A 26,890-nucleotide genomic window follows, 5' to 3' on the forward strand; every position below is an offset into this window, starting at 1 on the left:
CTAAGCACCATATGGCCCGGATATGTAGGATTTGTGCATGCCAGGGAGTCAATTCGGACGCCTCAGTCTTCGCGCGGATGCGGTCTACTGTCTCGTCGTCGGGCTCATAGTCGCTGCTACCGCACCTCTGACCACGACTACAGTTCAGCTGCCAGCACTTGTCATCGCGGCGGTCGGTAGCGGTGTCGTGCTGTGGGCCGGCGTTGTGTGGTGGCTCAGCTTCCGTCCTCTGCGTGACGGCCTGCGTCTCGTGCTCGCGGCAAATGTGCTGGCTGCGAGTGTGCTCGCCGCCGTCTCGTTTGCCGCAGCGAGCATCGTGGTCCTGATGACCTTTCTGGCCATCGCTATAGACGTTGGCGGCTTCGCGGCCAGTCAGATCGTCGCGCTCAAGCGAATGTCTCGCGAAGCGTTCTAGCGAGTCTTTTCCAGTACCCAACCGGCACCTTCGCTCCCGTCGGCCCCTTACTGGTAAGTGAGCGGACGTGAGGCTCTCTATCCGCAACGGTCGGATAGTCGAAGTATCCCGGGTATCGAGCGAGGTCGACATTGGCCAGGCTGGTTTTCTCCAGGAGTGCGCGTTTTGCCACAAGCTCGGGTGGCTCGCCGTCTTCCACCTGCCCGTAGGGAATCTCCCACAAGCCCCGCAGAGCGCGGCCCGGTGCCCGACGTAGTAGGAGGATCCGGCCCTTTCCTATCGAAGGCCGCGACTCCGGCGGCAACGCTGTCACGTACCGCCGAGCCCGCGGCCTGGTGCTGCTGGGCGAGCACGCCGGATGCTTCACTTTGTTAGACGGTGCGGCCAGGATGCTGCGGGACCATCCCGAGGTCAGCCATCCCCACGTGCCGGTCTACCTGCACTACTACGACCTTGACACCCTCCAGGAGCAGAGCGGTCTGCTATCGACTCGCTGGACAGGCTGACGCGGTCATAAGGATTCTCGGGGAGAAGATCAGCAAGCAGGAGGCCGCGCCGGGTGCGGCTCGTTCACCAGGCCGCGACATCCTCGCCGAACCCCCTCCCCTTCTCCGAAGCCGACAAGAACAAGCAAGCCTCCCTGCCCATATCCGGCGCCTGACCTTCCGAGGTGTCCCTTAGCGGCTCTTCGATCTTGACGGGGAATGCTCGTCCTCATGCCGCTGGCTTGATCATGTGATGTGTGCACGCCGACCGCACGCGGCGGCGCATGGCGGTGGCCACGATCGTCTGATCGACCGCGGCCAGCGCCATGCTCGCCATCACCCGGCCGTGACCCGGCCGCGCCTGGAGCCGCTAGGCGGCTGCTTGTACCTCCACCTCCCACAGCGAGTAGCCCCACGCCAGCGCTCGTTTCACGCCCTGCACGCGCAGGTGGCGGGTGGAGTTGGCCTGGTCGATCCAGATCTCGTCCACGCCCCCGTCGCCGTCGGTCACCTCGGCCAGCGGAGCCCAGGTGAGGCCGTCGGCCGACGACTCCACCCGGTAGGCCTTGCCGTACGCGGCCTCCCAGCGCAGGACCACTTTGCCCACGTCCACCGCTGAGCCGAGGTCGACCGTCAGCCACTCGGTGTCGGTGTAGCCGGACGACCAGCGGGTGGCCGGGTCGCCGTCGACCGCGTTGCCGGCCGCGAAGGCGGTTCCGCCCTCGACGCTGGAGGCCGCGGCCGGTCGGCCCTTGGCGAGGTTGGCCTCGGCCACCGCCCGATGGGCCTTGACCGCGACCGTGGTCGTCACCCCGGCGAAGGAGATCTCCAGTGTGCCGGAACCCGTGGGCGTGAAGGCGACGGGCACGATCAGCTCGCCACCGCGCGCCAGTGTGACCTCGCGGTCGGCCGGGAGCTTCCACCCGGCCGGGCCCTTCACCGACAGCGTGCCGGTGACGGCGGCGGCGCGCTGGCTGATGGCGCTGAGCGTCAGCGTCGCCTCCTTCCCGATCGTCGTGTCCAGCACGGCGGGGTCGACCGAGAGCACCGCCGCAGGCACGTCGCCATACCTGGGCACGATCTCGGTGATCTTCGGCGCGGCGCTCCCGGCCGTCCAGGCGAGCCTGATCGCGTCGGCGTTCACGTCAGCGGGGTCGAGTTCGGTGTACGGCCCGGCCAGCCTGCCGATCGGCTGCCACTGGCCTCCGGTCCTGACCTGGACCTCGGCCTCGCCGGTGCCGAGGACGATCACCCGGTCGATCAGGCGCTGCTTGGAGAGCGTGACCTGCAGGGCGTCCCCGGCGGCCGGAGCGCCGGAGGCGGTCCAGGCGGTGGTGAGGTTGCCGTCGGCCGCCGCCTGCGGAGTAGCGCCCGCCGGGGTGCCGCTGACGGTGAGCCGGGTGACGTCGTCACCGAGGGTGGCCACCTGGAACTCCCGCACCACGAGCCAGTAGTCGTTGCCGCCGGTCGCGCGGTAGCGGACGTAGCGGGCGCGCGCCCCAGCCGGGGCCGTCGCCTTGACCTCGGCGGTGGTGCCGGTGGCGAGCTGGGTCCAGGCGACGCCGTCGATGGAGTACTCCAGGACGCCGGCGTGGATGTAGTCGTTGGGGCTGTTCGACTTGCCCATGAGCACGGCCACGTCGCCGATGGACTTGATCGCCCCGAGGTCGACGCTCACCGCGTCACCGGCGCCGGGGGCGTTGTTGCTCCAGTAGAAGGTGCCGAGATCGCTGTCGACCATGCGGTCGGGGGTGTTGTCGGCATACGTCCCCAGCGTGCTGGAGGCGGCCGGCCGGTCGTCGACCACGCCGATCCATCGGTCCAGCTCGTCCAGGGCCTGGGTGATGAAGCGGTCGAGGACGCCGTCGCCGATGCGGGGGAACGTCGTGGAGTGCGGGGCGCGCGGGTCGCGGATGGCCTTGGCCGCCGCGATGAGGTCGAGGGCATCCTGCCGTGCGCTGACCGCAGCGGCGCCGTCGCCGGCCCTGACCGCGTCGAGGACGTCGAGGGCCTTGAGCATGGCCTTTGCCCACAGCTCGGTGGCGTCCAGCCAGGACTTGGCCTCCTCCAGGAATGCCTGGTCCTTCACCCCGGCGGTGATGGTGGCGGGTGCGGCCAGCAGGCGCTCGGCGTAGGCGCGCAGCGTGGTGGGTTTCCCGTCGAGCCAGGCAGGCCAGAACTCCTCGACCGCGGCGGCCAGTGCCGGGGCCTGCTTGTGGTGGACGGTGCCGTCGTAGCTGCTCAGATCGGCCACGTCGCGCAGCGCGGAGGCGACCTTGTCCGAACCGGAGGCCACCTCGTCCAGGGCGCGCAGCCAGGACGCCTTGGCGTCGTAGACCGGGTCGTTCCATCCGAAGTCGGCGAAGGAGTACAGGGCGATCTTGCTGACTGCGGCCTGGTTCATCGGGTTGGAGATGATTCCCGCCAGGTGCTCGGACAGTCCGGGCTCGCGCCCGGCGTAGTCGGCCATGGGCAGGCGGCCCGGGTTGTAGTCGTTGACCGGGTAGTTGTCCCAGACGAGGATCTCGTGGCCGAAGACCTGCCTGGCCGCGGCGGCCTGGGCCTTGGTGATCGTCGCGGGGACGACGCCCATGCCGGTCCAGTGCACGACGACCTTCTGGTCGAGGACCTCACGCAGCGCCTTCTTGTACGGCGACTCAGAGGTGTCGTAGTACTCGGTCGGCACCATCTGCAGCGGCGCCACGTCGCCCTTGGCCGTGGCCCACGCCTGGGCGGCGTTGATCAGCTCGCTCTGGGCCCGCCCGGCCCCGGCCCCGCCGGGGTTGCCGTACTTGGCCCGGTCGCCCTCGCAGCTCCAGCGGCCGGCGTCGATGTCGTCCATCGGGATGTTGAACGAGCGCCCGCCGAGCGCGTAGACGGCCTCGAACTTGGCCAGCAGCGCCTGCACGTCCTGCTGGCTGGTGTAGCAGATCGACAGGCCCGGCGACAGGGCGAAGGTGAAGTCGACGTGGTTCTCGCGGGCACGGGTGATCAGCTCTCCGAGCTGGGCGAGCTTGTCCGGCGGATACGGATCGCGCCACCGGTCGCGGTGGTAGGGGTCGTCCTTGGGCGCGTACTCGTAGGTGTTCATCTTGTGCGCACCGAGGTAGCTCAGGTGGTCCAGGCGGTCCTGGTGCGACCAGGGGGTGCCGTAGAAGCCCTCAATGGAGCCGCGGTAGCGCATCGTGGGCCAGTCGCGCACCTCCACGCCCGGCATCCGGTCAGTGCCCTGATGGCGCTGGATGAGCTGGCGCAGGGAGAGAGCGGCGTAGTAGGTACCGTCGGCGTCCACGCCGTCGAGCACGATGACCTTGTGCCCGCCGCTGTGCCCGGCCGCGAGCACGTATCCCTCGGCCGGCAGGCCGTCGGCGTTCTTCACGCCGAGCCCGTCGAGGGCGGCGTCGCCGTCGCCCAGATAGATCGTGACCGGGGTGTGCGGGTCGTCGCCGTCGGTGGCGACGACCCGCTTCACGCCCGCGTCGGCGAGGGTCTGCCGAACGTGGGCTTCGGCGTACTGGTCGCTGTCACTGGTACGGACCAGTCCGACGACGGGGTTGACGGGGAACCCGTCGGATCGGGCTTTCACCTGCTGAGCCGTGGGGGCCACGGCGATGGGTGCAGCCTCTGCCTTGGCGGCGTTGGCGGGGGTGATGATCAGGAGGGATGCGGTGAGGGCCAGGGCTAAGGGACGGCTGGGGGGCACACGGTCTCCTTGAATGCACAGAACCGCCCGAATGCGCATAAATGCGCACCGGATTGCCCCATATAAGAGCACCGTAAGCCGAACTGGTCAATACCAGTTCGTCATCGGACCTCCGGCCTGTCCGTACCAGTCCCCGCGCGGCGGCCGCAGCCCCGACCTGCCGCCGGGCCGACGGGGCAGAGTGGTAAAGGATCGTCTCGCCCTCGGGACACGCGGCCCAAGAAGAGCGTGAAAATGCGAAGGCAACCGGTTGTACGGCCGGCTCCGGAGGTGACCGCCCGATAGCGGATACCAAGTCGCGGAGGGCAAGCCGGCGAAGCCGCGGTCGACCGGATCGATCCCTACGGCGAGGTCCTGCCGTGCCAGAGATGACCAACTGCTTGCCAGTGACGACGTCCCAGATCCGCACTGTTCTATCCCATGCACCGCTGGCCAGACATCGGACAAGGGGAGCCGGGGCGGATGCCCCGGCTCCCCTGGCTGGTCCTCCGGCGCTCCGTCAGGTGGCGGACACCACGACGTCGTCGGCCTTGACGAACATCACGCGGTGGCCGAACTGGATCTGGTAGTACTTCAGGTTCCCGCGGACCACCGTGTGCTGGGACGGGTCCAGTGTCACCGCCCGGTAGTACTCACCCACCGCGGTCAGGCCGACGGTGTAGCGCTGACCCGCGGGGAAGGTGTACTGCAGCGGGGAGATCGTTTGGTAGGGCACGCCCGCCGGGTAGGCCTCCGCCTCCGGATACGCCCTGCCGTACACCGGGACGCTCGCCAGGCCCGGCTTGGGCGTCACCACCAGGCCCTTGGAGGGCACCGCGGTGGGCTGGGAGGCGGGGTTGTGGAACCACGCCTTCTGGCCGAGGTACCAGATCGCCGTCCAGTCGCCCTGGCGGTCGGCCACGGCGTAACGCTGGCCGGTGACGGCGCGGGCGCTGTGGTCGTAGACGCTGTAGAGCGAGTCGCCGGTCGGGTGCTTGCCGACGTCCTTGACCAGCGGGGCGTCCTCACGCGGCTCGGTACGCAGCCAGATCGACGCCGAGCCGTGCGGCAGGCAGGCGGCCTCGGGGTTGTCCTTGTCGCAGCCGTAGTAATACGGCTGGTTCTTGTCGTAGTCGGGAAGGATCATCACCGACTCGGTGGTCGGGCCGCCGGTGCCGTGCAGCGGGTGGCCGAGAAGCTGGAAGTAGTGCGCCCAGTCCCAGAAGGGGCCCGGGTCCTCGTGCATGCCGCGCACGGTGGACGCGATCGTGCCGGGCACGTTGTCGTGACCGATGATGTGCGCCCGGTCGAGCGGGACGCCGTAGCGCTTGGCCAGGTAGCGCACCAGCTTGGCCGAGGTACGGTACATCGCCTCGGTGTACCAGGCACCGCCGGTGCGCAGGAAGCCCTCGTGCTCCAGGCCGATCGACTTGGCGTTGACGTACCAGTTGCCCGCCTGCCAGGCGACGTCCTTGGTCTTGACGTGCTGGGCGATGTGCCCGTCGACGGAGCGCAGCGAGTAGTGCCAGCTCGCGGGGCGCGCGGGGTCCTGCACCAGGTTGACGGATGGGCCGAAGTAGCCCTCCATGTCGTGGATGACGATGTACTCGATCTGCTGGTTGACCGGCCGGTTCGACTTGTCGTGGTTGCCGTAGTCGTCATCGGGCAGCGCCTGGTAGGGCGCGGGGATCCACTCGCACGAGACGGTGGGCGGGCACTCGACGCCGTCGCGGACGGGCCGGCGCAGGCCGAGCTTGTTCAGCCAGCTGTCCATCTTCCGCAGGCCGGGCGCCGCCTTCAGCACGACCTTCTGGCCGTCGTCGGTGACCCGCTCGGTGCCGGTCTCGATCGTGGCGTAGACCTCGTCGGCGAAGAACTTCGCGGCGTCGGCCTCGGTGGCGCCCGAGTAGCGGGCCACCGCGCCGTACCACTGGCCAGGGTCGTCGCTGAGCGGCGCGCCGAGCCGCTTCTGGTAGTCGGCCAGCAGGGCCGCGCCGCCGCGGATGTTCGCGGCCGGGTCGGCGCGCAGCTCATCGCGGCTCGCGCCGGTGAGCTCGGCCGCCTTCTCCAGCGTCCTGAGCGACATGGGGATCTCGGCGGGCGCCGGGGTCTCCTCGGGGGCCGAGAGGGGGCGGCTGTCGTCGCCGCGGGGGTCCTCGACACCGTCGACGTGGTGGTTCTCGGTCGTCAGCGCGGCGGCGTCGGTGAGGTGCATCGGGCCGTAGCCCGCGGAGTTGCTCGGCAGGCCCGCGTTGGCGTCCCAGCGTGACTCCAGGTAGGACACGCCGAGCAGGACGCTCTCAGGCACGTTGTAGGCCTTGGCGGCCTCGGCGAAGGCGGCCTGCCGTTCGCCGGGGGCGGTCTGGGCCGCCGTGGCGGGTTGGGGGAGGGAGAGGCCGCCGACGGCCACGATGGCCGCGGCCGCCATGCGGAGGGGGGACGATCGTCGCACGAACGCTCCTCGGCTGGGGGATCCGGTGCAGACAGACTGCGAAGTTAAGATCGCGATGTCAATAAGTTTCTTCATATCGGCGACAAATAGCGAAAAATTTCTTCATGATGTCAGGTCGGTGTCGCCGGGCTCGGGGGGGGGTCCGGGTCGGTGCCGTCAACCTTGATCGGTCAGCCCGCGTGGGCCGTTCTGTTGGTCGCCTGCCAGGGCGGTTTCTCCGCCCTGGCAGGTGTTGTGCGGGTCCAGAGGGTCACCACGGCGACCGAGGCACGCAGCGCCTGCACCCGTTTTCGAAGACATCGGTTTTCTCGGCGAGCCGCCGAACTATTTCCGCGTAGGTACTGGACGACATCTTCGCGGACGTGGCCTCCGCGCTGATGTGGCTGCGGGGGATCAGAGGCGGTTGAAGCCGTCGGGCTCCGGGCCGCGCCGACGCCGACGCGGATGCCGGGTGAGGCTGTAGCCGCCGACGCCGGTGACGGCCGCGATGGCACCGCCGACGGCGGTCCAGGCCCAGCGGGTCGACAGGTCGGGGAGCCAGTCCCAGCTCCAGCGGGTGCCCTTCTCCTCCTCAGCCGCGACCGGCGGAGCCGAGGTCAGCACCGTTCCGGCGGCGACCGGCTGGGTCAGCGGGGTCGTGAGCTCGCCGCCCTCCGGCTGGATGTCGTCGCTGTCATGAGCGATGATCCGCATCGCCACTTGCATCGGCAGGCCCAGATCCTGCTCGGGCAGTTCGGCGACGGCCAGTCGGACGTAGTAGGTGCCGGGCAGCGGGTCGCCGGACCACGGCTCGGCCCAGGCGCGGACCCGCCGCAGGATGCAGCCCAGGGCGACCGATGCGGCGCCGGCCGCAGCGGTCGGCGTCTGGGCGCCCGCCGTACAGGCCTGGCGGCGGCGGAGCCCGTCGAAGACGTCCACCGCCCAGCTGGATGCGCCGTGCCGGGAGGCTGTGGGCGGCAGCGTGACGGTGATCGCGATCTTGTCGGTCTGCCCGGCTTCGGAGGTGAACGACCAGTAGAGGTAGTCGCCGGTCGATCCGGCCAGCTGCACCGGTTGTCCGGGCTGGACGGCGGTCGCGGTGAGGAAGGAGGATCCGGCAGTGGTCACCGGCGCCAGGCTCTCCGACGGGGACGGAGACGGCGAGGCGGTGTCGGCAGCGGCCGGACCGGCAGAGAGCAGCAGTGCGGCCGCGGCGGCGGACAGTGCCCCAGCACAGCGGCGGACGGAAGTTGTACGCATCGTCAGTTCTCCATCCAGATCGCGACCCGCCAGCGCGCCAGCCAGCCGAAGACCAGGCCACCCACCAGACCGGCGAGGGCCAGCAGGCCGAGCAGCCCCCAGCCACGGCCCAGGTCCGGGCCGTTGGGAGCGGGGGAGGAGTCGACCACGCCGACGGTCAGCTCCAGCGGCATACCGGGCGTTGCGGCGGTGGCGGCGGTGGGCGAGGAGAAGGAGTTGCTGACCACCAGGCAGACGGTCCGGTCTGGAGCGCCCTGCTCGGCGGACCAGCGCAGGCCGGTGGAGAGCACATCGGTGCGACCGCTGCCTGCGTCGGTGCCGCGAACCAGCTCCCGGCCGTCCTGGGAGACGGCCCGCAGCAGTACGCCGTAGTCGCGATTGAGCGCGCGGTCCAGGGAGACGCTGACGGAGGCCCGCAGCTCCTGCCCGTCGCGGACCTGGACCCGGTACCAGCGGTGCTCCTGGAACTGCTCCCGGTCGGTGTAGGCGCCGGGGCTGAGCAGCGGGGCGCCAGTGCAGTTGTCGGTGCCGTCCACCTGAGACGGGGTCTGGGTGTAGGTGGTCGCGGCGCGGTCCACCAGCTGGGTGATCCGGTTCGTCAGCTGGGTCTTGCTGGTGACGGCGGTGTAGGTGCCGCCGGTGGCGGAGGCGATGCAGGTGAGCTGCCTGCGCACCTTGTCGTTAAGGGTCAGGCCGAGGGTGTCCACTACCAGGTGGGTGCCCTGCGCGGCGAGCTCCCGGGCGACCTCGCACGGGTCCGGCGGGGCGCAGGTGTCCTCGCCATCGGTGATCAGGACGATTCTGCGGGTGGTCTCGCCGGTTCCGAGGTCCCGAGCGGCGGCGCGCAGCGCCAGGCCCACCGGGGTGAAGCCGGTGGGGCGCAGGGTGGCGACGGCGGTCTTGGCCTCCAGCTTGTCGATCGGGCCGATCGGCACCAGTTGCTGGGTGTCCTTGCAGCCCACGGCCTTGACCTTGCCGGGGTAGGTGGCGCCGAGGACGCGGATGCCGACCTGGGCCTCGGCGGGCAGCGCGTCCAGCACCTCGTTGAAGGCCTGCTGGAGCACCGAGATCCGGCTGCGGCCCTCGATGTCGCGCGCCCGCATCGAGCCGCTGATGTCGAGAACCAGCTCGACCTTGGGCGGTTCCTTCGGGGTGGTCTCGTCGGCGTGAGCGGGGGGCGCACCGAATATGGAGAGGGCGGCCAGCATCCCGAGCAAGGCCGCGGCCGGGGGTCGTCTGATGATCACTCGGCGATCTTAGTGATCATCAAGATTGCACGGATCACCCCGGTGTGATGAGGGCCGCCCGGACTCGCGCCATTCCGCGACGAGGCGCTTGCTTACGCCTTGATCTGGGCGAGCGCGCTCCAGCCGTGTTCCAGAAGGTCGAAGCACCCCAGGCCACCGACGGCATCCGCGCCCTCCTCCTGGAGCGCTACCGCGACTGGTCGCCCCGCCTGCGCCAGCTGGTCACCGACAATGACGGCCCCTACGTCGACCGCCCGATCTTCGCCCTGCCCGTCCCACACGCCTGGGAGCACAACCCCACGGTGACCCTGCTCGGCGACGCCGCCCACCTCATGCCCCCGCTCGGCGTCGGCGTCAACCTCGCCCTGCTGGACGCATGCGAACTCGCCCTCTCCATCGCCCACCACGACACCGTCGACGAAGCCATCCACGCCTACGAGAAGACCATGCTTCCCCGCTCCACGGAGATGGCCCAGCTCCTCGACGGCGCCGCCGACGAGCTGTTGTCCACCGAGCTACCCGACTTCGCCACCACCGACAACCACTGACCGTCCCTCACAGCCAGTCGGATGGCCTCGCACGCTCCACCGCGAGCCCTCCCGGTGAACCGGGCAAGCAGCAAATAGATCACCGCGGCCTCGATCACGGCCTCGGAGGCGGTCGGGGTCTGGCGTAGTGGCCGCTGAGAGCGTCGTGGCTGCGCCGTAACGCTACGGATCGGGCGGTCCGGGATCATCACCGCACGGTGGACATTCGCCGGTAGCTCGTGCGGGGGACAAGTGCGGCCTGTCGGAGAGGGACGCGATCGCTCCGCTCTGTCGTGCGATACGGACGCCGCCGGAGATGTACGCCATCCACGGCGACGTCGAACGCAGCGGCGTCGTACGACGAATCGCATGTGCGCCCGTCCCCCGCGCGAGCTACCCGCGAATGTCCACCGCACGGGGACGATTCCAGACCGCCGAATCCCTAGCGTTTCTCGGCGTAGCGGCGGCGCCCCGTCGCGGAGTCCCCCCACGTAAGGGAGTCGTCATGCGGTTGTTGAAACAGCTCGTGCCTGTCGCGCTGGTCGCCTTGGTCGGCAGCGCCATCGTGGGCGCGGTCCAGTGGAGCTCGCTCCTCACCCTGCTCTTCGGCGTCGCGACGGCCGTGCTCGCGGTGCTCGTGTACGCCCGGGTGGTGCGGTGGTCCGAGCGCCGCGCACCGGTGGAGGTGGCGACGCGAGACGCCACCCGCGCCATCACACGAGGAGCGCTGATCGGTGTCGCGCTGTTCGCGGCCGTCATCGTGAACATCGCTCTCGTGGGCGGCTACCGGATCGACGGCCTCGGCTCGGTGACAGGCGCGATCGGACTGCTCGGCTTCATGGCCGCCGCCGCGGTGACGGAGGAGCTGATCTTTCGCGGCATCCTGTTCCGGATCGTCGAGGCACGCACCGGCACGTGGCTGGCGCTGGCGGTGACCGGCGTGCTGTTCGGCCTGTCGCACCTGTTCAACCCGCACGCCACCCTGTGGGGCGCGATCGCCATCGCGATCGAGGCGGGCGGTATGCTCGCCGCCGCCTACGCCGCGACCCGCACCCTGTGGGTGCCGATCGGCCTGCACTTCGGCTGGAACTTCGCCGCGGCGGGCATCTTCGGCACCGAGGTCTCGGGCAACGGCGCGACGCAGGGGCTGCTGCACGGCGTGACGTCGGGCCCAGCCCTGCTCACGGGCGGCGAGTTCGGGCCGGAGGCGAGCCCGTACGCGGTGGTGTTCGGCCTGCTGCTGGCGGTCGTGTTCATGTGGCTGGCCCGCCGGCGCGGCAACGTGGTCCCGCTCCGCCGCGGCGCGACCGCTACGCTCGCCCGGTGATCGATCTACGGCGGGTCGCGGACCTGTGGCGGCGGTGTGACGTAGTGGTCCGGGATTTACCGTTCGGGCTGCTGCTGGCCATCGCATCGCTCCTGCCGGCCTTCCACGGCAAGGGGACGCAGGTCGGCGACCTGCCAGCCCGCCCCTTCGACGCGCTGGCGTTCGTCGTGATCGCCCTGGAGTGCCTTCCGCTCGCCGTGCGCCGGCGGTGGCCGACCGTGTGTCTGGCTCTGGTGTCGCTCGGCTTCGCCCTCGACCAGCTCCGCGCCTACCACGTGTTCGCGAGCAACGCGATGCCCATCGCGCTCATCAGCGCAGGCGCCCATCTGGAGCGCCACCGGCGCGTCACCGTGGTCCTCCTCTCCATGGCGTACGTGCCGCTGGCGCTCGCGCTCGGCCGGCTCGGCGCGACCGAGAGGGTGGAAGGTTACGTGGTGTTCTACCTGGCCCTGACCCTCGCGTGGGGCATCGGGGCCTGGCTGCGCTCCACCCGCGCCGCCGAGGCGGAACGCCGCCGCCACGTCGCCGAGGCCACCCGCGCCGCCGAACGCACCCGGATCGCCCGCGAGCTCCACGACGTCGTGATGCACCACGTGACGGCGATGGTCGTGCAGGCCGAGGCCGCACGCTACCTGACCGCCGCCCCCGACCGCATCGACGCGACGCTGAGCGCCGTCAGCGACACCGGCCGGCGGGCCATCACCGATCTACGGCACATGCTCGACCTGCTCAAAGCCGATCACGACACCGATGTCAGCATGCCCTCCGCCGGCGAGCTCCGCACCCTCGTGGAGCAGACCTGCCAGGCCGGGCAGCCGGTGGAGTTCACCGAGGAGGGCAGTCCGGCGGAATCGGCGGGCAGCGCCGAGTTCGTGACCTATAGGGTCGTCCAGGAGGCCCTGACGAACGCCCTCAAATACGCCCACGGCAGCCCGACCGTGGTCCGGGTGCGCTACGGCGAGAAGGAGATCAGCGTGGAGGTCAGCACCGACGGCCCCCGCTCCAGGGCCGCCTCTCCCGGCGGGAGCGGGCGGGGCCTTGCCGGGCTCCGCGAGCGGGTGGACGCCCTGGGCGGCGAGTTCAGCGCCGACCGGCAGGCGGGTGGCGGCTTCGTGGTGCGGGCCCGCATCCCCGCGGGGAGCCCGTCGTGAGCGCGCCGATCCGGGTCCTGGTCTGCGACGACCAGGCGCTGATCCGCACCGGCTTCGCGACGATCATCGACATGCAGCCGGACCTGGAGGTGGTTGGCGCGTGCGGCGACGGTCGCACCGCGGTCGACCTCGCCCGTCGGCTGAGCCCCGACATCGTGGTGATGGACGTGCGGATGCCGGTGCTCGACGGCATCGAGGCCACCCGCCTGCTGGCCGGCGCCGGGGTCGAGAGTCCGATCAAGGTGCTCGTGGTGACGACGTTCAACCTGGACGAGTACGTGTACGAGGCGCTGCGCGCGGGGGCGAGCGGGTTCCTGCTCAAGGACGCCCCACCGGCGCAGCTTCTGCACGGCATCCGCACCGTCGCGACGGGCGCCGCGCTGCTGGCACCCGAGGTGACGCGGCAGCTCGTCGGCAGGTACGCGGCCCGGATCCGCCCCGCCCAGGCCACGCCGGCCGAGACCGCGCTGACCCCACGCGAGCTGGAGGTGCTGCGCCTCATCGCAGACGGCCGGTCCAACAGCGAGATCGCCGCGACGCTGGTGATCAGCCAGGAGACCGTCAAGACGTATGTGTCCCGCATCCTCACCAAGCTCGACCTGCGTGACCGCGTGCAGGCGGTGGTCTACGCCTACCGCAGGGGCCTGGTGACCTGAGACACACCGTCCGGCATGGATGATCATCACTTCTTCCGTGCCCGTAAACCTCGAAGGGGAACGCCGCAGACGTCAGGAACTGCCCGTGGTCCGGGATTTCAGTTCTGGCAGGCATGATCGCTGTTCATGGCGCCGCGGCTGGTTTAAGAATCCGCTGTGGGGTTGTCGGCGGATCGCCGGGGAACTCGCGGCTCTGGGCTACCGGGTGGGAGCCTCCACGGTGTGGCCCATCTTGAAGAAGGCCGGCATCGACCCAGCGCCGCGACGTGCGGGGCCGTGCGCCGCCGCGTACGCGTCAGCGTCCTCGCCGGCTCCGGCGGCCCACGCCCACCGGCTCGGTCAGGCGCGATCTCGGCGGAAGATCCCGATGAGGACGCGCAGCACCAGGATTGAGCTGATGACGATCAGGTTGAACCCTATGAGCTCGTACAGGCTGATGACCCCTGGCATCACCCGAGGGCCGCCATCCGTCCCCAGCAGAACGACGCCCATGATCCCCGCAGTGGCTCCCAGCACCGTCAGCAGCACCTGATGCAGCAGGCCGGTGATGAACTGCCGATCCCGTTCGTCCGCGAGCAGCCGTACGTTCATCGAGAAGCGCCCGTGCTCGGCCGCACTGGCGATCCGCTCGATACGCCGGGGCAGCCGTCGCAGCATCGGCAGCAAGGCGGCGATCTCGTGGGTGACGGCGTCCTTCACCGACGTGGTGTCGAGTTGCTCGGCCAGATATCCGCCGGCGAACGAACGAGCCTCGTCGATGAGGTTGAAGCCGGGCGCGAGGGCCACAAGGGTGCCTTCGAGAGTGGCCAACGCCCGGAAGACGGCCGCGACCTCGGGCGGGATGGACAGGCCATACTCTGTGACGATCTTGAACAGGTCGGTGAACATCAGCATGCTCCCCGTACCCGGTGCCAGATGTCTGGCCATGAACTGGCCCATCGCCCGTTCCAGCGCCGCCTCGTCGATCTCCTCCGGCCTGGGGACGATCTCCAGGAGCGCGTCGGTGACACCGAGCGGGTCCTGACGGTTCATCGCGATCAGGAAGCGCTGCAGGGCGGCGCGTACGGAACTGTCGAGCCGGCCGACGGAGCCGAAGTCGAGGAGGCCGAGGGTGCCGTCGCTGAGCAGCATGATGTTGCCGGGGTGCGGGTCGGCGTGGAAGACGCCTTCGAGCAGGATCTGCCGTAGCAGGCAGTCGAGCAGCGTACGGGCCAGTTCGGGCCCCTGCTCGCGGGTGGCGCCGGACAGCGGGCCACCGGTCAGGCGCTGCATGACGAGGACGCGTTCGGTGCACAGCTCGGCGTACGGGGACGGGTAGGTGACGCTGCCGCCTCCGGAGGCGGCGACGGCGGCCATGTTCCCGGCCTCGATCCTGAAGTCGAGCTCTTCACGGATGGCGACGGCGAAGCCCTCGGCCAGGTCGCGCACGCCGAGTGTGCGGCCCCAGCGGGACTTGGTCTCCAGGGTGTGGGCGAGCCTGGCGACGATGTCGAGGTCGCGGGCGACGACGGAGCGGATGGCGGGGCGTTGGACCTTGACGACGACGCTCTCGCCGGTGTGCAGGCGGGCGGTGTAGGCCTGGGCGATGGAGGCGGCGGCCAGCGGGTGACGGGTGAACTCGGCGAAGGTCTCGTCGACGGGACCGCCGAGTTCGGCGACGAGGACCTGCTCGATCTGATCCCAGGGCACTGGGGCGACGTGGTCCTGGAGCTTGCGGAGCTCGTCGACGAATTCGGTGGGCAGCAGGTCCCGGCGGGTGGACAGCACCTGGCCGAGTTTCACGAACGTGACGCCGCCCTCGTCGAGGGCGCCGCGCAGCGCCCGCGCGAGCCGTACCCTGCCGCCCCGGTCTTCGAGACGGTCGCCGCGGCCGCGCAGGTACGGCCCGAGGCCGTGCCGGAAGGCGATGCGGGTGATCTGGGAGTAACGGCGGGCTCTGGAGATCCGGCCGCGCAGCGAGCGGGCGAACTCGATCGGCCCGGGGATGGATCCCGGCGGCACGAGCGCCTCGGCGACCACCAGGATGACCATGGGGATCAGCACGATGCACATGACCACGAGCACGAGCACCCAAAGTGGGCCGAGGCCGGGGTCTTTCTGCATGTCGGTGCTCTTGAACGACATCAGGACGGGCGACAGCAGCGGCTCGGCCAGGGCGAACGCCATGATCGCGGCCAGAGCGGTGCGGATGGCGCCGAACCTGACGCCAAGGAGCCGTCTGGCCGCGACGGCCAGCGCGATGATCATCACGAGGATGCCGAACGAGAGGGTCAGGGTGAGGGGGATGTCCATAACGGCCTCAGCGGAAGGAAGCATGGGCGGTTTTGATCATCCCATGCTCGCTCACAGAGCCTGACGTGCGCTGCACCGCCGGTCTTCACGACCGATGATGATGTCCGCCGCCCAAGGAGGCGGGCAAGGCCAGAGAGGCAGAGGCGGAGGAAGGCGGGTAAGAGAGGCGAGGCAGAGGCGGGAAGAGGCAGAGTTGGGAGTTCACGTCCAGGGAGATGGTGTGCGGGTGATCTAGGCCCGGCGCTGGCACGGGTGAGATCCATGTGACAACAGACGGCCACTCCGTAATCATTCGATTCGCTCAGATCAACACGAAGGGGACGAAGTGGCCGTCAATGGCATTGTGTCCGCTGCCGGGGAGTACTTCGAAGACACCCTCGCCACGGCGAGCCGCGGTCCGGGTGAGTACTTCTGGCTACTTCGCCGGGCAGGGGCGGAAGAACGTACTCAGGAAGAGGAGGAATCTCCTCGCGGAGGGTGATCTGCTGCTCGCTGTCGTCGGTGCCGGCGCGGTGCGGCGTCATGATGGGAACTCACCTGCTCTTACCGAGTGATGAGGGTCGAGTCCCGATGGATGACCTGATCGCGTTCCTGCGTGCTCGTATCGCCGAGGCCGAGGAGATCGCCGGCCGGTGCGAGCCGGGCCATTGGTTCTCCTCGCGTAGGGCGGATGATCCGGTGTCCTTCGCCCGGCCGGGCGTGTACGGCCGTGCGTACATGGAGGTGCGTGACTGTGAGCAGCCGCAGGTCGCGGCAACCGTGAACGTGCGCTGTGAGCGGCACATCGTGCACAACGACCCGGCTCGGGTTCTCAACGATCTGGCCGCCAAGCGGGAGCGTCTCACGTACCTGGCTCATGTCGTCTATGGGAGTTGGGTGGATGTGGGGGAGCATGCGCAGGCCGAGCATCTCCTTCGTTTGGAGGCCGCCGCCTATGGCTGGCATTCGGACTACCGCCCTGAGTGGCGGGACTGAGCGCCCGATCTGGGTTGCCTCTGGATGGGCCATCCTCGGTGACGCTGTCCGTGGTCGGGCCATCGCCGTCCGGCGTCAGGGGAGTCGTGGTTGTCGTCCATTCACATCGGCAGATCGGTCGTCGGAGGGGACGCAGCGCGCAGGCCCCGCGGAACATCGCGGAGGTCCTGCGCGGGTTTGCTGGTGAAGTGGTCCAACCAGCGGAGTGTTCGTCTGCTGGTTAGGCGGCGCGAGTTTTCGCCCCGAGTCGGCCGAGGGCAGGAGGAGCGTTCTTGGTCATCAACAGGGTGGAGCCTGAAGCTTCGCGCCTGAGGGGTGTTCGTACGTGGCCTTCTCTTGATCGTCTTCGAGGTCTGACCTGACGAAGGCCACCTAAACGATCTACCGCGTGCCCGGGTCCGTGCCCAAGAGCGGCCAACGAGCAACCATCGGCCGTCTTGCACGCCGTACGGGTCTGCCGCCCGCAAGGTTGGCCGTCGTCCCCGACCCTTGATCGACACCGAGACGCAAGGCAGGCGCGCTGGAATCCCAGCGGGCCTGCCTTGCCGGGCGACCATCGTCGCGGCCGAGGTTGTGGGACGGAGAACGGGGAAGGTGGGGTGTCAGGAACCGAGCTATGCGGTCTGGCTGTCCCAGCCTGATCCAAGAGGACTGATCATGTCCACTCCCGTGGTTCTCGTTACTGGCGCGCTCACCGGCATCGGTCGCGCCGTTGCCGTCGCCTATGCCCGCGAGGGCGCGAATCTCGTCGTCTCCGGTCGGCACGAGGACGTCGGCGTCGAGCTCGTCGATGAACTCAGCGAACTCGGCGCGCAGGTCGCGTTCGTCCGTGCCGACGTGCGCCGCGACGAGGACATGGCCGATCTCATCGATCGCACCGTTGAACGCTTCAGCCACCTGGACATCGCCTTCAACAACGCCGGCACGGCGGGCACACCGGGACCCGTCACGGATGTCACCGACGAAAGCTACGCGGCCACCTTCGACACCAACGTCCTGGGCACTTTGCTGAGTATGAAACACGAGTTCCGCGCCATGCGACCTCAGGGCGGTGGAAGCATCATCAACGTCAGCTCCACCTTCGGGCTGATGGGCTACCCCAACTCCACCCTCTACGTCGGCAGCAAGCACGCCGTCATCGGCATCACCAGGGCGGCGGCACTCGAAGGCGCCGCCCACGGCATCCGCGTCAACGCCATCGCCCCCGGCTTCACCCAGACCGCAATGTACGAGAGGTTCACCGCCAGCGACGATGTACGCGACGCCGTCAACTCCGTCCTGCCCATGCACCGCCCCGGCACCCCGGAGGAGATGGCCGCGGCCGTGCTCTACATCGGCTCCGACAAAGCCTCCTACCTCACCGGGCAGACCATCATCCTGGACGGCGGCCTCACGGCCGGATGGCCCCTCTTTCCCACCGGCTAACCCTTCGCAAAGTGATGCGGCCAAGCCCGCCTTTGCGCCAGACAACCGATTTCTCCTCGCGGGACTGCTCAACCGTCTGCCGATAGGCAAGCTGCGGTACTTCACGATGCTGGGTCCGCCCGGACACGGTCCTACGCTGGCACCGTGATCTATGAGGCCCCGCTCATCGGTCACCCGTTCACCCCTTCGCACTGCGTCCTGCGGGCGTGAATCGCGTATGGCCCCTGGCGGCATCCGGTTCGGGCTCGGAACCGTCACCGTTCATACCCGCCCCGGGGTGCCTGCCCAGCGGATCGATCGCGCGCCAGTGGGCGAGCTTGTGCGGCGGGGGAGTGATGCCGCACCTAAAGTGGTCGATCCCCTCGGTCGCGATGTCGAGTAGGCGACAGAACAGGGGGATCGTCATGAAGGTGGGTCTCGGTCTGCCGATCGGGGAGCCCGGCTCTCTACCGGCCGTATCAGCTGCCTGTCGGCCTGAAGGGACCACAGGATCGTGACCACCTCGATCGTTGTCGGAGGAAGCAGCGGGCTGGGCCGCGCCGTAGCGCAGCGATTCGCCGACCGCGGCGACACCGTCATCATCACCAGCCGCACCACGGCGCAGGCCGACACCGTCGCCACCGAAATCGGCGGCACGACCCGCGGTATGGCCGTTGACCTGTCGCGGCCCGAGACGATCGCCGCTGCCCTCGTCGATGTGCGCGAGGTCGACAACCTGGTGATCAGCGCCATCGCACAGGGCGTCAACTCCCTTGCGGAGTTCGATATCGCCGAGGCCATCAAGGCCGTCACCATCAAGCTGGTGGGCTACACCGAAACACCGGCGTCAACGCCCACGACTTGTTCGTCGACGGCGGACTCCTCGTCACCTGACGCATCCGGTGCCCCATTTCATCATGATTTCCGGGTACCCCCGTGAGAGGGTGGTGATGCTTGACCGGGGGTCGCGCGAACCGGTGCGACCAGCCCTGATGGGGGGTCAGGGACACGCGGCCGGGCGTCTTCCGCTCCTCGTCAGAGGGGAGCAGGCCATATGAGCGTAGACGTCATCTTGCCTTGCCTGGACGAAGCCGAAGCGCTGCCCTGGGTGCTCGGCCGCCTCCCGCAAGGCTTCCGAGCGATCGTGGTGGACAACGGCTCGGCCGACGGCTCGGCGGAGATCGCCTCGTCGCTCGGCGCAGTGGTGGTGGCCGAGCCCCGGCGCGGCTTCGGCGCGGCCTGCGCGCAGGGACTGCGCACGGCCACCACGGACGTGGTCTGCTTCTGCGACTGCGACGCCACCCTTGACCCACAGCAGCTTCCCCTGGTCGCTGGGCCGGTCCTGCACGGCGACGCCGACCTGGTGCTCGGACGCCGCCGGCCCGTCACCCAGGGCATCTGGCCCCTGCCCGTGCGGCTGGCCAACCGGGAGCTCGCCCGGCGCGTACGGCGCCGCACCGGGATCCGCGTACGCGACCTCGGGCCGATGCGGGCGGCCCGGCGCACGGATCTCCTCGCTCTGGACCTGACCGACCAGCGCTGCGGCTACGCGCTGGAGATGCTGGTGCGCGCCGCCGACGCCGGTTGGCGGGTGAGAGAGGCCGATGTGGACTACCGGCCGCGCATCGGCCGCTCGAAGGTCACCGGTACGCCGCGCGGCTACTGGCAGGCGGTACGTGACATGAGGAAGGTGCTTGCCCGTTGAAGGCGGGGGATACCGGGGGCATCGGGGGCGGGCCCGGCACGACCTTGCTGGTCATTGCCAAGGAACCGCTGCCCGGCCGGGTCAAGACCCGGCTGGTGCCGCCGTACACCTTCGAGCAGGCCGCGCTGCTCGCCGAGGCGGCGCTGTCCGACACACTGGCGGCGGTGCTCGCGGCTCCCGCGTGCCGCCGCGTGCTGGTGCTGGACGGGGCAGCGGGGCCGTGGCTGCCGGAGGGGTTCGAGGTGTTGCAGCAGTGTGAAGGCGGCCTGGACGAGCGGCTGGCCTCGGCGTTCGCCTCGGTATGCGGGCCCTCGTTGTTGATCGGCATGGACACCCCGCAGGTGGTGCCCGATCTGCTCGCCGTCGGCTGGGAGGGCGTCGACGCGTGGTTCGGCCCTGCCGCGGACGGTGGGTTCTGGGCGCTCGGCCTGCGCGACCCCGATCCTGATCTCCTTCGCGGCATCCCTGTATCAACGCCGGACACCGGCGCCGCCCAGCTCCTGCGGTTACGCGAGGCGGGCCTACAGGTGGCCCGGTTGCCGGTCCTGCGTGACGTCGACACCGCCGGGGACGTCGCCGCGGTCGCCGCCCTCGCCCCCGGGACCCGTTTCGCCGCCTGCGCCGACCGGATCGCCACGGGACGGGGTGACCGCCCGTGAAATCGGGCGCCCGCGCGCCGTGCGCACGCCGTCCGTACGCCGGGGACATGGTCGCTTGGGTTGCGCGGGTGCTCGCCGCGATGGCAGGGCTCGCGGCGATCGGTGTGTTCCTGTGGACCGCCGCGCGCCGCCTGGGCCACCCGTACGCCCTGGAGTGGCTGGAGGGCAACTCCCTGGTCGAGGTGGGGAGGTTGCTCAGCGGCCGGCCGCTTTACTCCGCTCCCACGATCGGCTACGTGCCGGACGGCTACCCTCCGCTGTACTTCGTCGTGTCGGCGGGACCGGCCGGTCTCCTCGGGGTGTCCTACGTGCCGCTCCGGCTGGTGTCGCTGCTCGCCGCACTGGCCTCCTTCGCACTGCTGGCCCGGCTGGTCCAGCGGGAGACCGGAGACCTGGCCGCGGGGGTCGCGGCGGCGGGCCTGTACGCAGCGACCTACTTCGCGGCCGACACGTGGTTCGACCTCGCCCGGGTGGACTCCCTGTTTCTCACCTTCGGCCTCGCCGGGCTGTACGCCGCGCGATGGATGCGCCGGCCGCGTGGCGCGGTGGCGGCGGGCCTGCTGCTCGCCGCGGCGTTCCTCACCAAGCAGACCGCGCTCGCCGAAGCGGTGGCGATCGTCGCGGTCCTGCTGTTCGGTGCCGCGCGCCGACTCGCAACGATCACGGCCGGGACCTTCGCGGTCGCGGTGGGCCTGACCACGCTGATCTGGGGCGTAGCGAGCCGAGGTTGGTACGTGTTCTACGTCTTCCGGTTGCTGGGCGAGCACCCCTTGGAGCCTGAGGCATGGGCGGGGTTCTGGACCTGGTACCTGCTCCCGGTCATGGGTGTCGCGCTCGGGGCGGCGCTGCTCGCGGCGGGGAGGGTCACGCCGGTGCTCGCCGTGGGCTGCCTCGCCCTGGCGGTGGAGAGCTACGCGGGGCTGCTGCACACGGGCGGCGCGGCCAACAACATGCTCCCCGCCTTCGTGGCGGTCGTGTTGCTCGCCGGTGTCGCGATGGGCGGTTCCCGTGCGGGGTGGCGCGGCGCCACGGCGGGCGCGCTGGTCCTCGCGCAGATCGCGTTCCTGGCCGCGACGACGTTCGCTCCGGGCCGGGCGGTCCCCACCGCCGCCGACCGGCGCGTGGGCGACGGACTCGTCACGTGGTTGCGCGGCTTCGGCGGACCGGTGGCGATCTTCTCCGACCCTGGCCTCGCCGTCGCCGCGGGGTTGCCGCCAGTGGCCCATCGGGCGGCCGTGTACGACATCCAGCGCGGCACGAGCCGTACCGCACAGGCGTCGCTGGAACGCGACCTCGACCGGGCGGTCGCCGAGCGGCGGTTCGCCGCGATCGTCGTCGAGCAGCCCGGCGACCTCGACCGTTTTCCGCCCGGCCTGGCCCGCGCCTATCGCCGTTGTCCGGGGACGCTGCTCGCGGGCGTCCCGTGGCGGGCGTTCCGCCCGGTCACCGGGCCGCGGGTACGGCCGTCGGTGCTGTGGCTGCCCGTCGACCGGGGATCGTGTGCCGTGGCCTTCGACCGGCTCAGCCGTGACCTCGGAAAGTAATCGCGCTGCTACAATGCGTGAAATAGACATTTCTGACAGAACGGCGCCTGTGCGGCGAACACCCGCGAGGCGCCGATTGCGGGGTGATCCGGTGCCAGAAAAGCCGGGAGCACAGCGTGGTCGGGACGGTGGCGGGTCCGCCCCGGGGAGTATCGGCTCCTGGCTGCGGGCGCATCCGCCGCCCGGCCCGTTCCGGCCGGACTTCTGGCGAAGCCCGCTGCGCGGCCCCTGGCTGACCTCCGTGTTCGGCCTCGTCCTGCTCGCCGGCATTCCGATCATCGCGATCACCGGGCTGCTGTCGTACGCCGCGTACAACCCGTGGCTGCCCGGCAACGACACGACACCGGAGAGAGGGCTGCTCGGCTTCTATTTCTTCGACTGGCCGACCTGGCCCGCGTGGCTGTATCGGGTCATGCAGGGCGCGCACGTCATCCTCGGGCTCACGCTCATACCGGTGCTGCTGGCCAAGCTGTGGTCGGTCATCCCCAAGCTGTTCACCTGGCCGCCGGCCCGCTCCGTGGCGGACGCGATTGAACGGGCCAGCCTGCTGCTCCTCGTCGGCGGCGCGGTGTTCGAGTTCGCCACCGGCGTCCTCAACATCCAGCTCTTCTACACCGTGTTCCCGTTCTCGTTCTATCCGGCGCATCTCTACGGCGCGTGGATCTTCATCGCGGCGTTCGCCGTCCACGTCGCCGTCAAACTGCCGCGGATGGTCCGCGCGCTGCGGTCACGGAGCCTGCGCGGGGAGCTCCGTACCGGCCTGGACGGCACCCGGCCGGAGCCGCCCGACCCCGGCGGCCTGGTGGCCACCCGCCCCGCCGAGCCCAGCGTCTCCCGGCGCGGCCTGCTCGGCTTCGTCGGCGGCGGCTCTCTGCTGATCTTCGGCCTGTCTGTCGGGCAGACTCTGGACGGGCCGCTGCGCCGCACCGCCCTGCTGTCCCCGCACGGACGCGTGTACGGCCCGGGGCCGAACGACTTCCAGGTGAACAAGTCCGCGGCGGCCATGGGCGTCGACCCGGCCGGCGCCGGGCCTGGCTGGCGGCTGGAGCTGGCCGGGACCCACCTGACGCGGCTGTCCCGCGCGGATCTGCTGGCGCTGCCGCTGTACACCTACGCGCTGCCCATCGCATGCGTGGAAGGCTGGTCGACCCAGCAAACCTGGACGGGCGTGCGCCTGGCCGATCTCGCCCGCCTGGCGGGGATGGTCCCCGGCCTGGCCGAGGTCTACGTCGAGTCACTGGAACGCGGGGGCGCCTTCTCCGAGGCGTCGCTGAGCGCCCGGCAGGTGGCCGACCCCCGCTCCCTGCTGGCGTTGCGGGTCAACGGCGCGGATCTCTCCTTCGACCACGGCTATCCGGCCCGGATCATCGTCCCGAACGCGCCCGGCGTGCACAACACCAAGTGGGTGCGCAGGCTCAGCTTCCGGCCCCCGACCGGGTGACGGCGATGGCCTCCCGGGTGCGTACCCTGCGGCGGTGGCTCGCCGGCCGCTACGGCGCCGACCCGCTGCACCTGCTCGTCCTGCTCGCCTGCTTCACGCTGGCCGGCTACGCCGCGAGCCGGGTCGTTCTGGCCGGCGTCTGGGTGGGGTTCGTCGTCTGGTTCGTCGGCGCGGCCGTCATCCACGACCTCCTGCTCTATCCCCTCTACACCGTCGCCGACATCGCCGTGCAGTGGCGGCCGTGGCGTCGTCCCCGGCCCCCGGCGGAAGCCGCCCACCGGGCCTCGTGGATCAACTACGTGCGGGTGCCGGTCGGCCTGTCCGCGCTGCTGCTGCTCATCTGGTTCCCCCTCGTGTTCCGCCTTTCCGAGCGCACGTACCGGGCGTCGGTTGCGCTGGACACGACCCCGTACCTGGGGCGATGGCTTCTCGTGACCGGGGTGCTCTTCGCTGGATCGGCGCTGGCCTACGCGATAAGACTGCGGCGGCAGAGGGCAGCGCGGGAAAGGACAAGGCGAGCGTCGCGACCGGGAAATCCACCCAAAATCGGGCATTAACCAGCTATACATGCCAATTCATACCGAATCCGCTCGGACTCGCTCTGATCAACTCTGACGAGGTGCCTGTTGAGTACGCGAGCGATCAGCGACTACGCATTGTTGTCGGACTGCCGGTCCGCGGCCCTGGTCTCCTCGGCCGGTTCGGTCGACTGGCTGTGCTCTCCCCGCTTCGACAGCCCGGCGCTCTTCGCCCGGCTGCTTGACGAGAACGCCGGGTACTGGTCCATCGGTCCGGCCTGCCCAGCCGAGATCACCCGCAGATACCTGGAGGACACCCTGGTGATCGAGACGACCTTCCGTACCGGCACCGGGACAGCGGTGCTCCGCGACGCGCTCGCGCTGGGCCGCCGGGAACGCGGCCACGCGCTCGGCGCGGCCTCTCCAGGCGCGCTCATGCGTGAGATGACCTGCGTCGAAGGACACGTACCGATCGCCATGGACTTCGCTCCACGACCCGAGTTCGGACTCATCCGGCCCCTGATGGAACCGGTTCGCGGCGGGCTGGTGGCGCACGGCGGGGCCCAGACGGTCACCTTGTCGTGCCCGGTTGAGCTGCGGGTGCGCGACGCCACCGCACGCGCGACGGTCACGCTGCGCGCCGGTCAACGCCTCTGCCTCTGCCTGCACACCGGTCCCGCTTGGGAGCCTGAACCGCAGTGCTGGCACCCGTGGCGCGTCCACCGCCGGATCGGGGACACCGCCGCGGCCTGGCGCTCCTGGTCCCGGATGCACTCCCGTTACCAGGGCCCGTGGCAGGAGCAGGTGGGCCACAGCGGGCGGGTGCTGCGCGCGCTGACGTTCGCTCCCACCGGCGCCATCGTCGCCGCCGCGACCACCTCGCTGCCCGAATGCGTCGGCGGCGAGCGGAACTGGGACTACCGCTACACCTGGATACGGGATGCCAGCCTCACCCTGCAGGCGCTCGCCACCGCCGCATGCGAGAAGGAGGAGACCGCGTTCTTCTCCTTCCTCGCCGGTGCCGCGGCCGGCCTGCTGGACCACGATACGGACCTGCCGATCATGTACGGCGTCGGCGGCGAGCACGACCTGAGCGAGCGGTCACTGCCCCACCTGACCGGCTGGCGCGGCAGCGCGCCGGTCCGGGTCGGCAACGACGCCTGGCGCCAGCGTCAGCTCGATGTCTACGGCGAGCTGCTCTACGCGGCCCACGAGCTTTCCTGCGGCCGGTTCGACCCGGTTACCCGCGCCTTTCTGGTCAGCGCGGCCGAATCGGCGGCCCGCCGCTGGCAGGAACCCGACCAGGGCATCTGGGAGATGCGCGGCCCGAGCCGGCATTTTCTGCATTCCAAGCTGATGTGCTGGGTCGCGCTGGACCGGGCCGTCGCCCTGGCCTCCACCCTGCAGGCCACCGACCAGGTCCCCCGTTGGAAACGCACCAGGGATCGGATCCGCGCCGCGATCCTCACCCGTGGCTGGAGCGAGGAAACGGGCGCGTTCACCCAGGTATTCGACGGAAAGGGCCTGGACGCGTCGGCGCTGATGCTCCCCATCGTGGGGTTCCTGCCCGGCGACGACCCGCGCGTGCGGGCGACCGTGGACGCCGTCGCGACACGGCTGACCGACAGGCGTGGCCTGGTCCTGCGTTATCGCACCCGTGACAGGCTCGGCGGCGAGGAGGGATCGTTCCTGCTGTGCACCTTCTGGCTGGCCCACGCGCTGGCCCTCACGGGCGAGACCGGACGGGGCGAGCAGGTGTTCCGTACGGCCGCCTCGTACGCCAACGACGTCGGCCTGCTGGCCGAGGAGGTGGACATGGCCACCGGGGAGCCGATCGGGAACTTCCCCCAGGCGTTCAGCCACATCGGTCTGATCAATGCCGCCCGAGCGATCCGCGACGGCGGGTCGCGACCGGGGCAGTGATCCGGGGCAGCGACCTCGGGTAGATACCTCGGGCGGTGGCAGCGCGGCGGCGGGGTGGCCTCATCCCGGCGGCTTCATCCAAACGGCGCGGTGGCAAGCTCCCTCATGCCGTCCGCGAAGCCGATCCGCGCGCGGAACCCGAGCTCCCCCGCCGCCCTGTCCGGTGAGGCCACGATGTGCCGCACGTCGCCCAGGCGGTACTCGCCCGTGATCACCGGCTCCGGGCCGCCGCACTCGGTTGCGAGCGCGGCGGCCAACTCGCCGACGGTGTGCGGCTCGCCGCTGGCGATGTTGTACACGGTCAGCGCGCCCGGCACCCCGGCGTCGAGTGCGACGGCGTTCGCGCGGGCGACGTCTCGCACGTGTACGAAGTCGCGCCGTTGCCCGCCATCCTCGAACACCGTCGGTGACCTGCCCGCCTCCAGCGCCGAGCGGAAGATCGCAGCCACCCCGGAGTACGGCGTGTCCCTGGGCATCCGCGGGCCGTACACGTTGTGGTAACGCAGGGCGACCGCCGTGCCACCGGTCTCGCGCGCCCAGTTCGCGGCGAGGTGCTCCTGGGCGAGTTTGGTGGTCGCGTACGCGCTGCGCGGGTCCGTGGGCGCGTCCTCGCCGATTTCGGCGGGGGTGAGCCCGGCCGCGCAGTATGGGCAGCGCGGCTCGAAGAACCCGGTGGACAGGTCGGTCACGACGCGCGGGCCTGGCCGCACCCTGCCGTGTGCGGCGCAGTCGTAGGCGCCCTCGCCGTAGACGACCATCGATGAAGCCAGGACCAGTCTCGCGACGCGGCATCGGGCCATCGCGGCCAGCAGCACGGCGGTGCCGTACGCGTTGACGGCGACGTAGCCGGGCATGTCCGCCACGTCCACGCCGATCCCGACCTTGGCCGCCTGGTGTACGACCACGTCCACGCCCTCCAGTGAGCGGTCCAGCACACCCGCGTCCCGGATGTCGCTCCCGTTTCGCAGGTCAACGCCGGATATGTCGTGGCCGGCGGTTTCCAGGGTCTCGGCGATGTGGCTTCCGATGAATCCGGCCGCGCCCGTGATCAGCACCCTCACCTGCCGAGACTAACCGCCGATTTCCCCCACGGCAGTGCCCCTTCCGCCAGGGCGAGTTGAAAGTCGACTATGGAACCTAGTGCCGCATCAGTCTGGGTTTGCCCTGTTTCGTGGTGACACGCCGATCAAGGTCCCACCACGGTCGGCGTGATCGCTTCACACTCTGCGTGTGGCTGAACGGGTTCGC

General features: G+C 70.0%; 21 protein-coding genes. 14 read left to right on the top strand and 7 right to left on the bottom strand.

Features of this window, described 5'->3' with window-relative positions; all coding sequences use genetic code 11:
* Positions 1-37 precede the first annotated feature (37 nt).
* Positions 38-415: a hypothetical protein gene (locus AB0I59_RS32575; RefSeq protein ID WP_358138972.1), complete on the top strand. Its 378-nt coding sequence runs from the start codon at positions 38-40 to the stop codon at positions 413-415.
* Here the strand turns inward: AB0I59_RS32575 and AB0I59_RS32580 are convergent.
* The 5 genes from AB0I59_RS32580 to AB0I59_RS32600 form a co-directional block, all read right to left on the bottom strand.
* Positions 387-782 carry an NUDIX hydrolase gene (locus tag AB0I59_RS32580; RefSeq protein ID WP_358138974.1) on the bottom strand — a complete coding sequence of 132 codons (396 nt, stop codon included), beginning with the start codon at positions 780-782 and terminating at the stop codon, positions 387-389. The genes AB0I59_RS32575 and AB0I59_RS32580 overlap by 29 nt on opposite strands.
* A 488-nt stretch (positions 783-1,270) precedes the next feature.
* Complete coding sequence (locus AB0I59_RS32585; RefSeq protein ID WP_358138976.1) at positions 1,271-4,603, bottom strand: glycoside hydrolase family 84 protein; 3,333 nt, start codon at positions 4,601-4,603, stop codon at positions 1,271-1,273.
* 499 nt (positions 4,604-5,102) lie between these two features.
* Positions 5,103-7,034, bottom strand: a complete 1,932-nt coding sequence (locus AB0I59_RS32590) for an N-acetylmuramoyl-L-alanine amidase (protein ID WP_358138978.1) — start codon at positions 7,032-7,034, stop codon at positions 5,103-5,105.
* A 393-nt stretch (positions 7,035-7,427) separates the two neighbouring features.
* A complete protein-coding gene (locus tag AB0I59_RS32595) occupies positions 7,428-8,273 on the bottom strand; it encodes a hypothetical protein (protein ID WP_358138980.1) in 846 nt (281 codons plus the stop codon).
* A gap of 2 nt (positions 8,274-8,275) precedes the next feature.
* Positions 8,276-9,520 (bottom strand): VWA domain-containing protein, encoded by a 1,245-nt coding sequence (locus tag AB0I59_RS32600; protein ID WP_358138982.1) that lies wholly within the window; start codon positions 9,518-9,520, stop codon positions 8,276-8,278.
* 125 nt (positions 9,521-9,645) lie between these two features.
* Between AB0I59_RS32600 and AB0I59_RS32605 the strand changes: the two genes are divergently transcribed.
* The 4 genes from AB0I59_RS32605 (at position 9,646) to AB0I59_RS32620 (ending at position 13,181) form a co-directional block, all read left to right on the top strand.
* On the top strand, positions 9,646-10,068 hold the full coding sequence (locus AB0I59_RS32605; protein WP_358138984.1) for an FAD-dependent oxidoreductase: 423 nt from the start codon (positions 9,646-9,648) through the stop codon (positions 10,066-10,068).
* A gap of 484 nt (positions 10,069-10,552) precedes the next feature.
* Positions 10,553-11,374: a CPBP family intramembrane glutamic endopeptidase gene (locus tag AB0I59_RS32610; protein WP_358138986.1), complete on the top strand. Its 822-nt coding sequence runs from the start codon at positions 10,553-10,555 to the stop codon at positions 11,372-11,374.
* Positions 11,371-12,525, top strand: a complete 1,155-nt coding sequence (locus AB0I59_RS32615; RefSeq protein ID WP_358138988.1) for a sensor histidine kinase — start codon at positions 11,371-11,373, stop codon at positions 12,523-12,525. Before AB0I59_RS32610 ends, AB0I59_RS32615 begins: the two co-directional genes overlap by 4 nt.
* The gene (locus AB0I59_RS32620) at positions 12,522-13,181 is read left to right on the top strand and encodes a response regulator (RefSeq protein ID WP_061261025.1); all 660 of its coding nucleotides are present in this window, start codon (positions 12,522-12,524) and stop codon (positions 13,179-13,181) included. The genes AB0I59_RS32615 and AB0I59_RS32620 overlap by 4 nt, the downstream gene beginning before the upstream one ends.
* Before the next feature lie 339 nt (positions 13,182-13,520).
* On the opposite strand, the gene AB0I59_RS32625 is transcribed toward AB0I59_RS32620, so the two are convergent.
* Entirely contained in the window at positions 13,521-15,473 is a 1,953-nt protein-coding gene (locus tag AB0I59_RS32625) for an ABC1 kinase family protein (RefSeq protein WP_061261023.1), read from the bottom strand.
* Positions 15,474-16,043: 570 nt separating this feature from the next.
* Here AB0I59_RS32625 and AB0I59_RS32630 point away from each other — a divergent pair.
* From AB0I59_RS32630 to AB0I59_RS32670, 9 genes are all read left to right on the top strand, one after another.
* Positions 16,044-16,448 (top strand): DUF6221 family protein, encoded by a 405-nt coding sequence (locus tag AB0I59_RS32630; protein ID WP_358138990.1) that lies wholly within the window; start codon positions 16,044-16,046, stop codon positions 16,446-16,448.
* Positions 16,449-16,937: 489 nt separating this feature from the next.
* Positions 16,938-17,873, top strand: a complete 936-nt coding sequence (locus AB0I59_RS32635; RefSeq protein ID WP_358138992.1) for an SDR family NAD(P)-dependent oxidoreductase — start codon at positions 16,938-16,940, stop codon at positions 17,871-17,873.
* A gap of 493 nt (positions 17,874-18,366) precedes the next feature.
* Positions 18,367-18,792: an SDR family NAD(P)-dependent oxidoreductase gene (locus tag AB0I59_RS32640; RefSeq protein ID WP_358138994.1), complete on the top strand. Its 426-nt coding sequence runs from the start codon at positions 18,367-18,369 to the stop codon at positions 18,790-18,792.
* Between the two features lie 114 nt (positions 18,793-18,906).
* Complete coding sequence (locus AB0I59_RS32645; protein WP_358138996.1) at positions 18,907-19,557, top strand: glycosyltransferase family 2 protein; 651 nt, start codon at positions 18,907-18,909, stop codon at positions 19,555-19,557.
* Positions 19,554-20,216, top strand: a complete 663-nt coding sequence (locus AB0I59_RS32650; RefSeq protein WP_358138998.1) for a TIGR04282 family arsenosugar biosynthesis glycosyltransferase — start codon at positions 19,554-19,556, stop codon at positions 20,214-20,216. Before AB0I59_RS32645 ends, AB0I59_RS32650 begins: the two co-directional genes overlap by 4 nt.
* Positions 20,217-20,263: 47 nt before the next feature.
* A complete protein-coding gene (locus tag AB0I59_RS32655) occupies positions 20,264-21,760 on the top strand; it encodes a glycosyltransferase family 39 protein (RefSeq protein ID WP_358139000.1) in 1,497 nt (498 codons plus the stop codon).
* 91 nt (positions 21,761-21,851) lie between these two features.
* On the top strand, positions 21,852-23,201 hold the full coding sequence (locus AB0I59_RS32660) for a molybdopterin-dependent oxidoreductase (RefSeq protein WP_358139002.1): 1,350 nt from the start codon (positions 21,852-21,854) through the stop codon (positions 23,199-23,201).
* Positions 23,202-23,206: 5 nt separating this feature from the next.
* Complete coding sequence (locus AB0I59_RS32665; RefSeq protein WP_063818995.1) at positions 23,207-23,758, top strand: hypothetical protein; 552 nt, start codon at positions 23,207-23,209, stop codon at positions 23,756-23,758.
* Between the two features lie 69 nt (positions 23,759-23,827).
* On the top strand, positions 23,828-25,642 hold the full coding sequence (locus AB0I59_RS32670) for a glycoside hydrolase family 15 protein (protein WP_358139004.1): 1,815 nt from the start codon (positions 23,828-23,830) through the stop codon (positions 25,640-25,642).
* Between the two features lie 74 nt (positions 25,643-25,716).
* Here AB0I59_RS32670 and AB0I59_RS32675 read toward each other — a convergent pair whose 3' ends face one another.
* Positions 25,717-26,703 (bottom strand): NAD-dependent epimerase/dehydratase family protein, encoded by a 987-nt coding sequence (locus AB0I59_RS32675; protein WP_061261005.1) that lies wholly within the window; start codon positions 26,701-26,703, stop codon positions 25,717-25,719.
* Positions 26,704-26,890 lie beyond the last annotated feature (187 nt).

It is taken from the genome of Microtetraspora glauca (assembly GCF_040656155.1).
GTDB lineage: Bacteria > Actinomycetota > Actinomycetes > Streptosporangiales > Streptosporangiaceae > Microtetraspora > Microtetraspora glauca.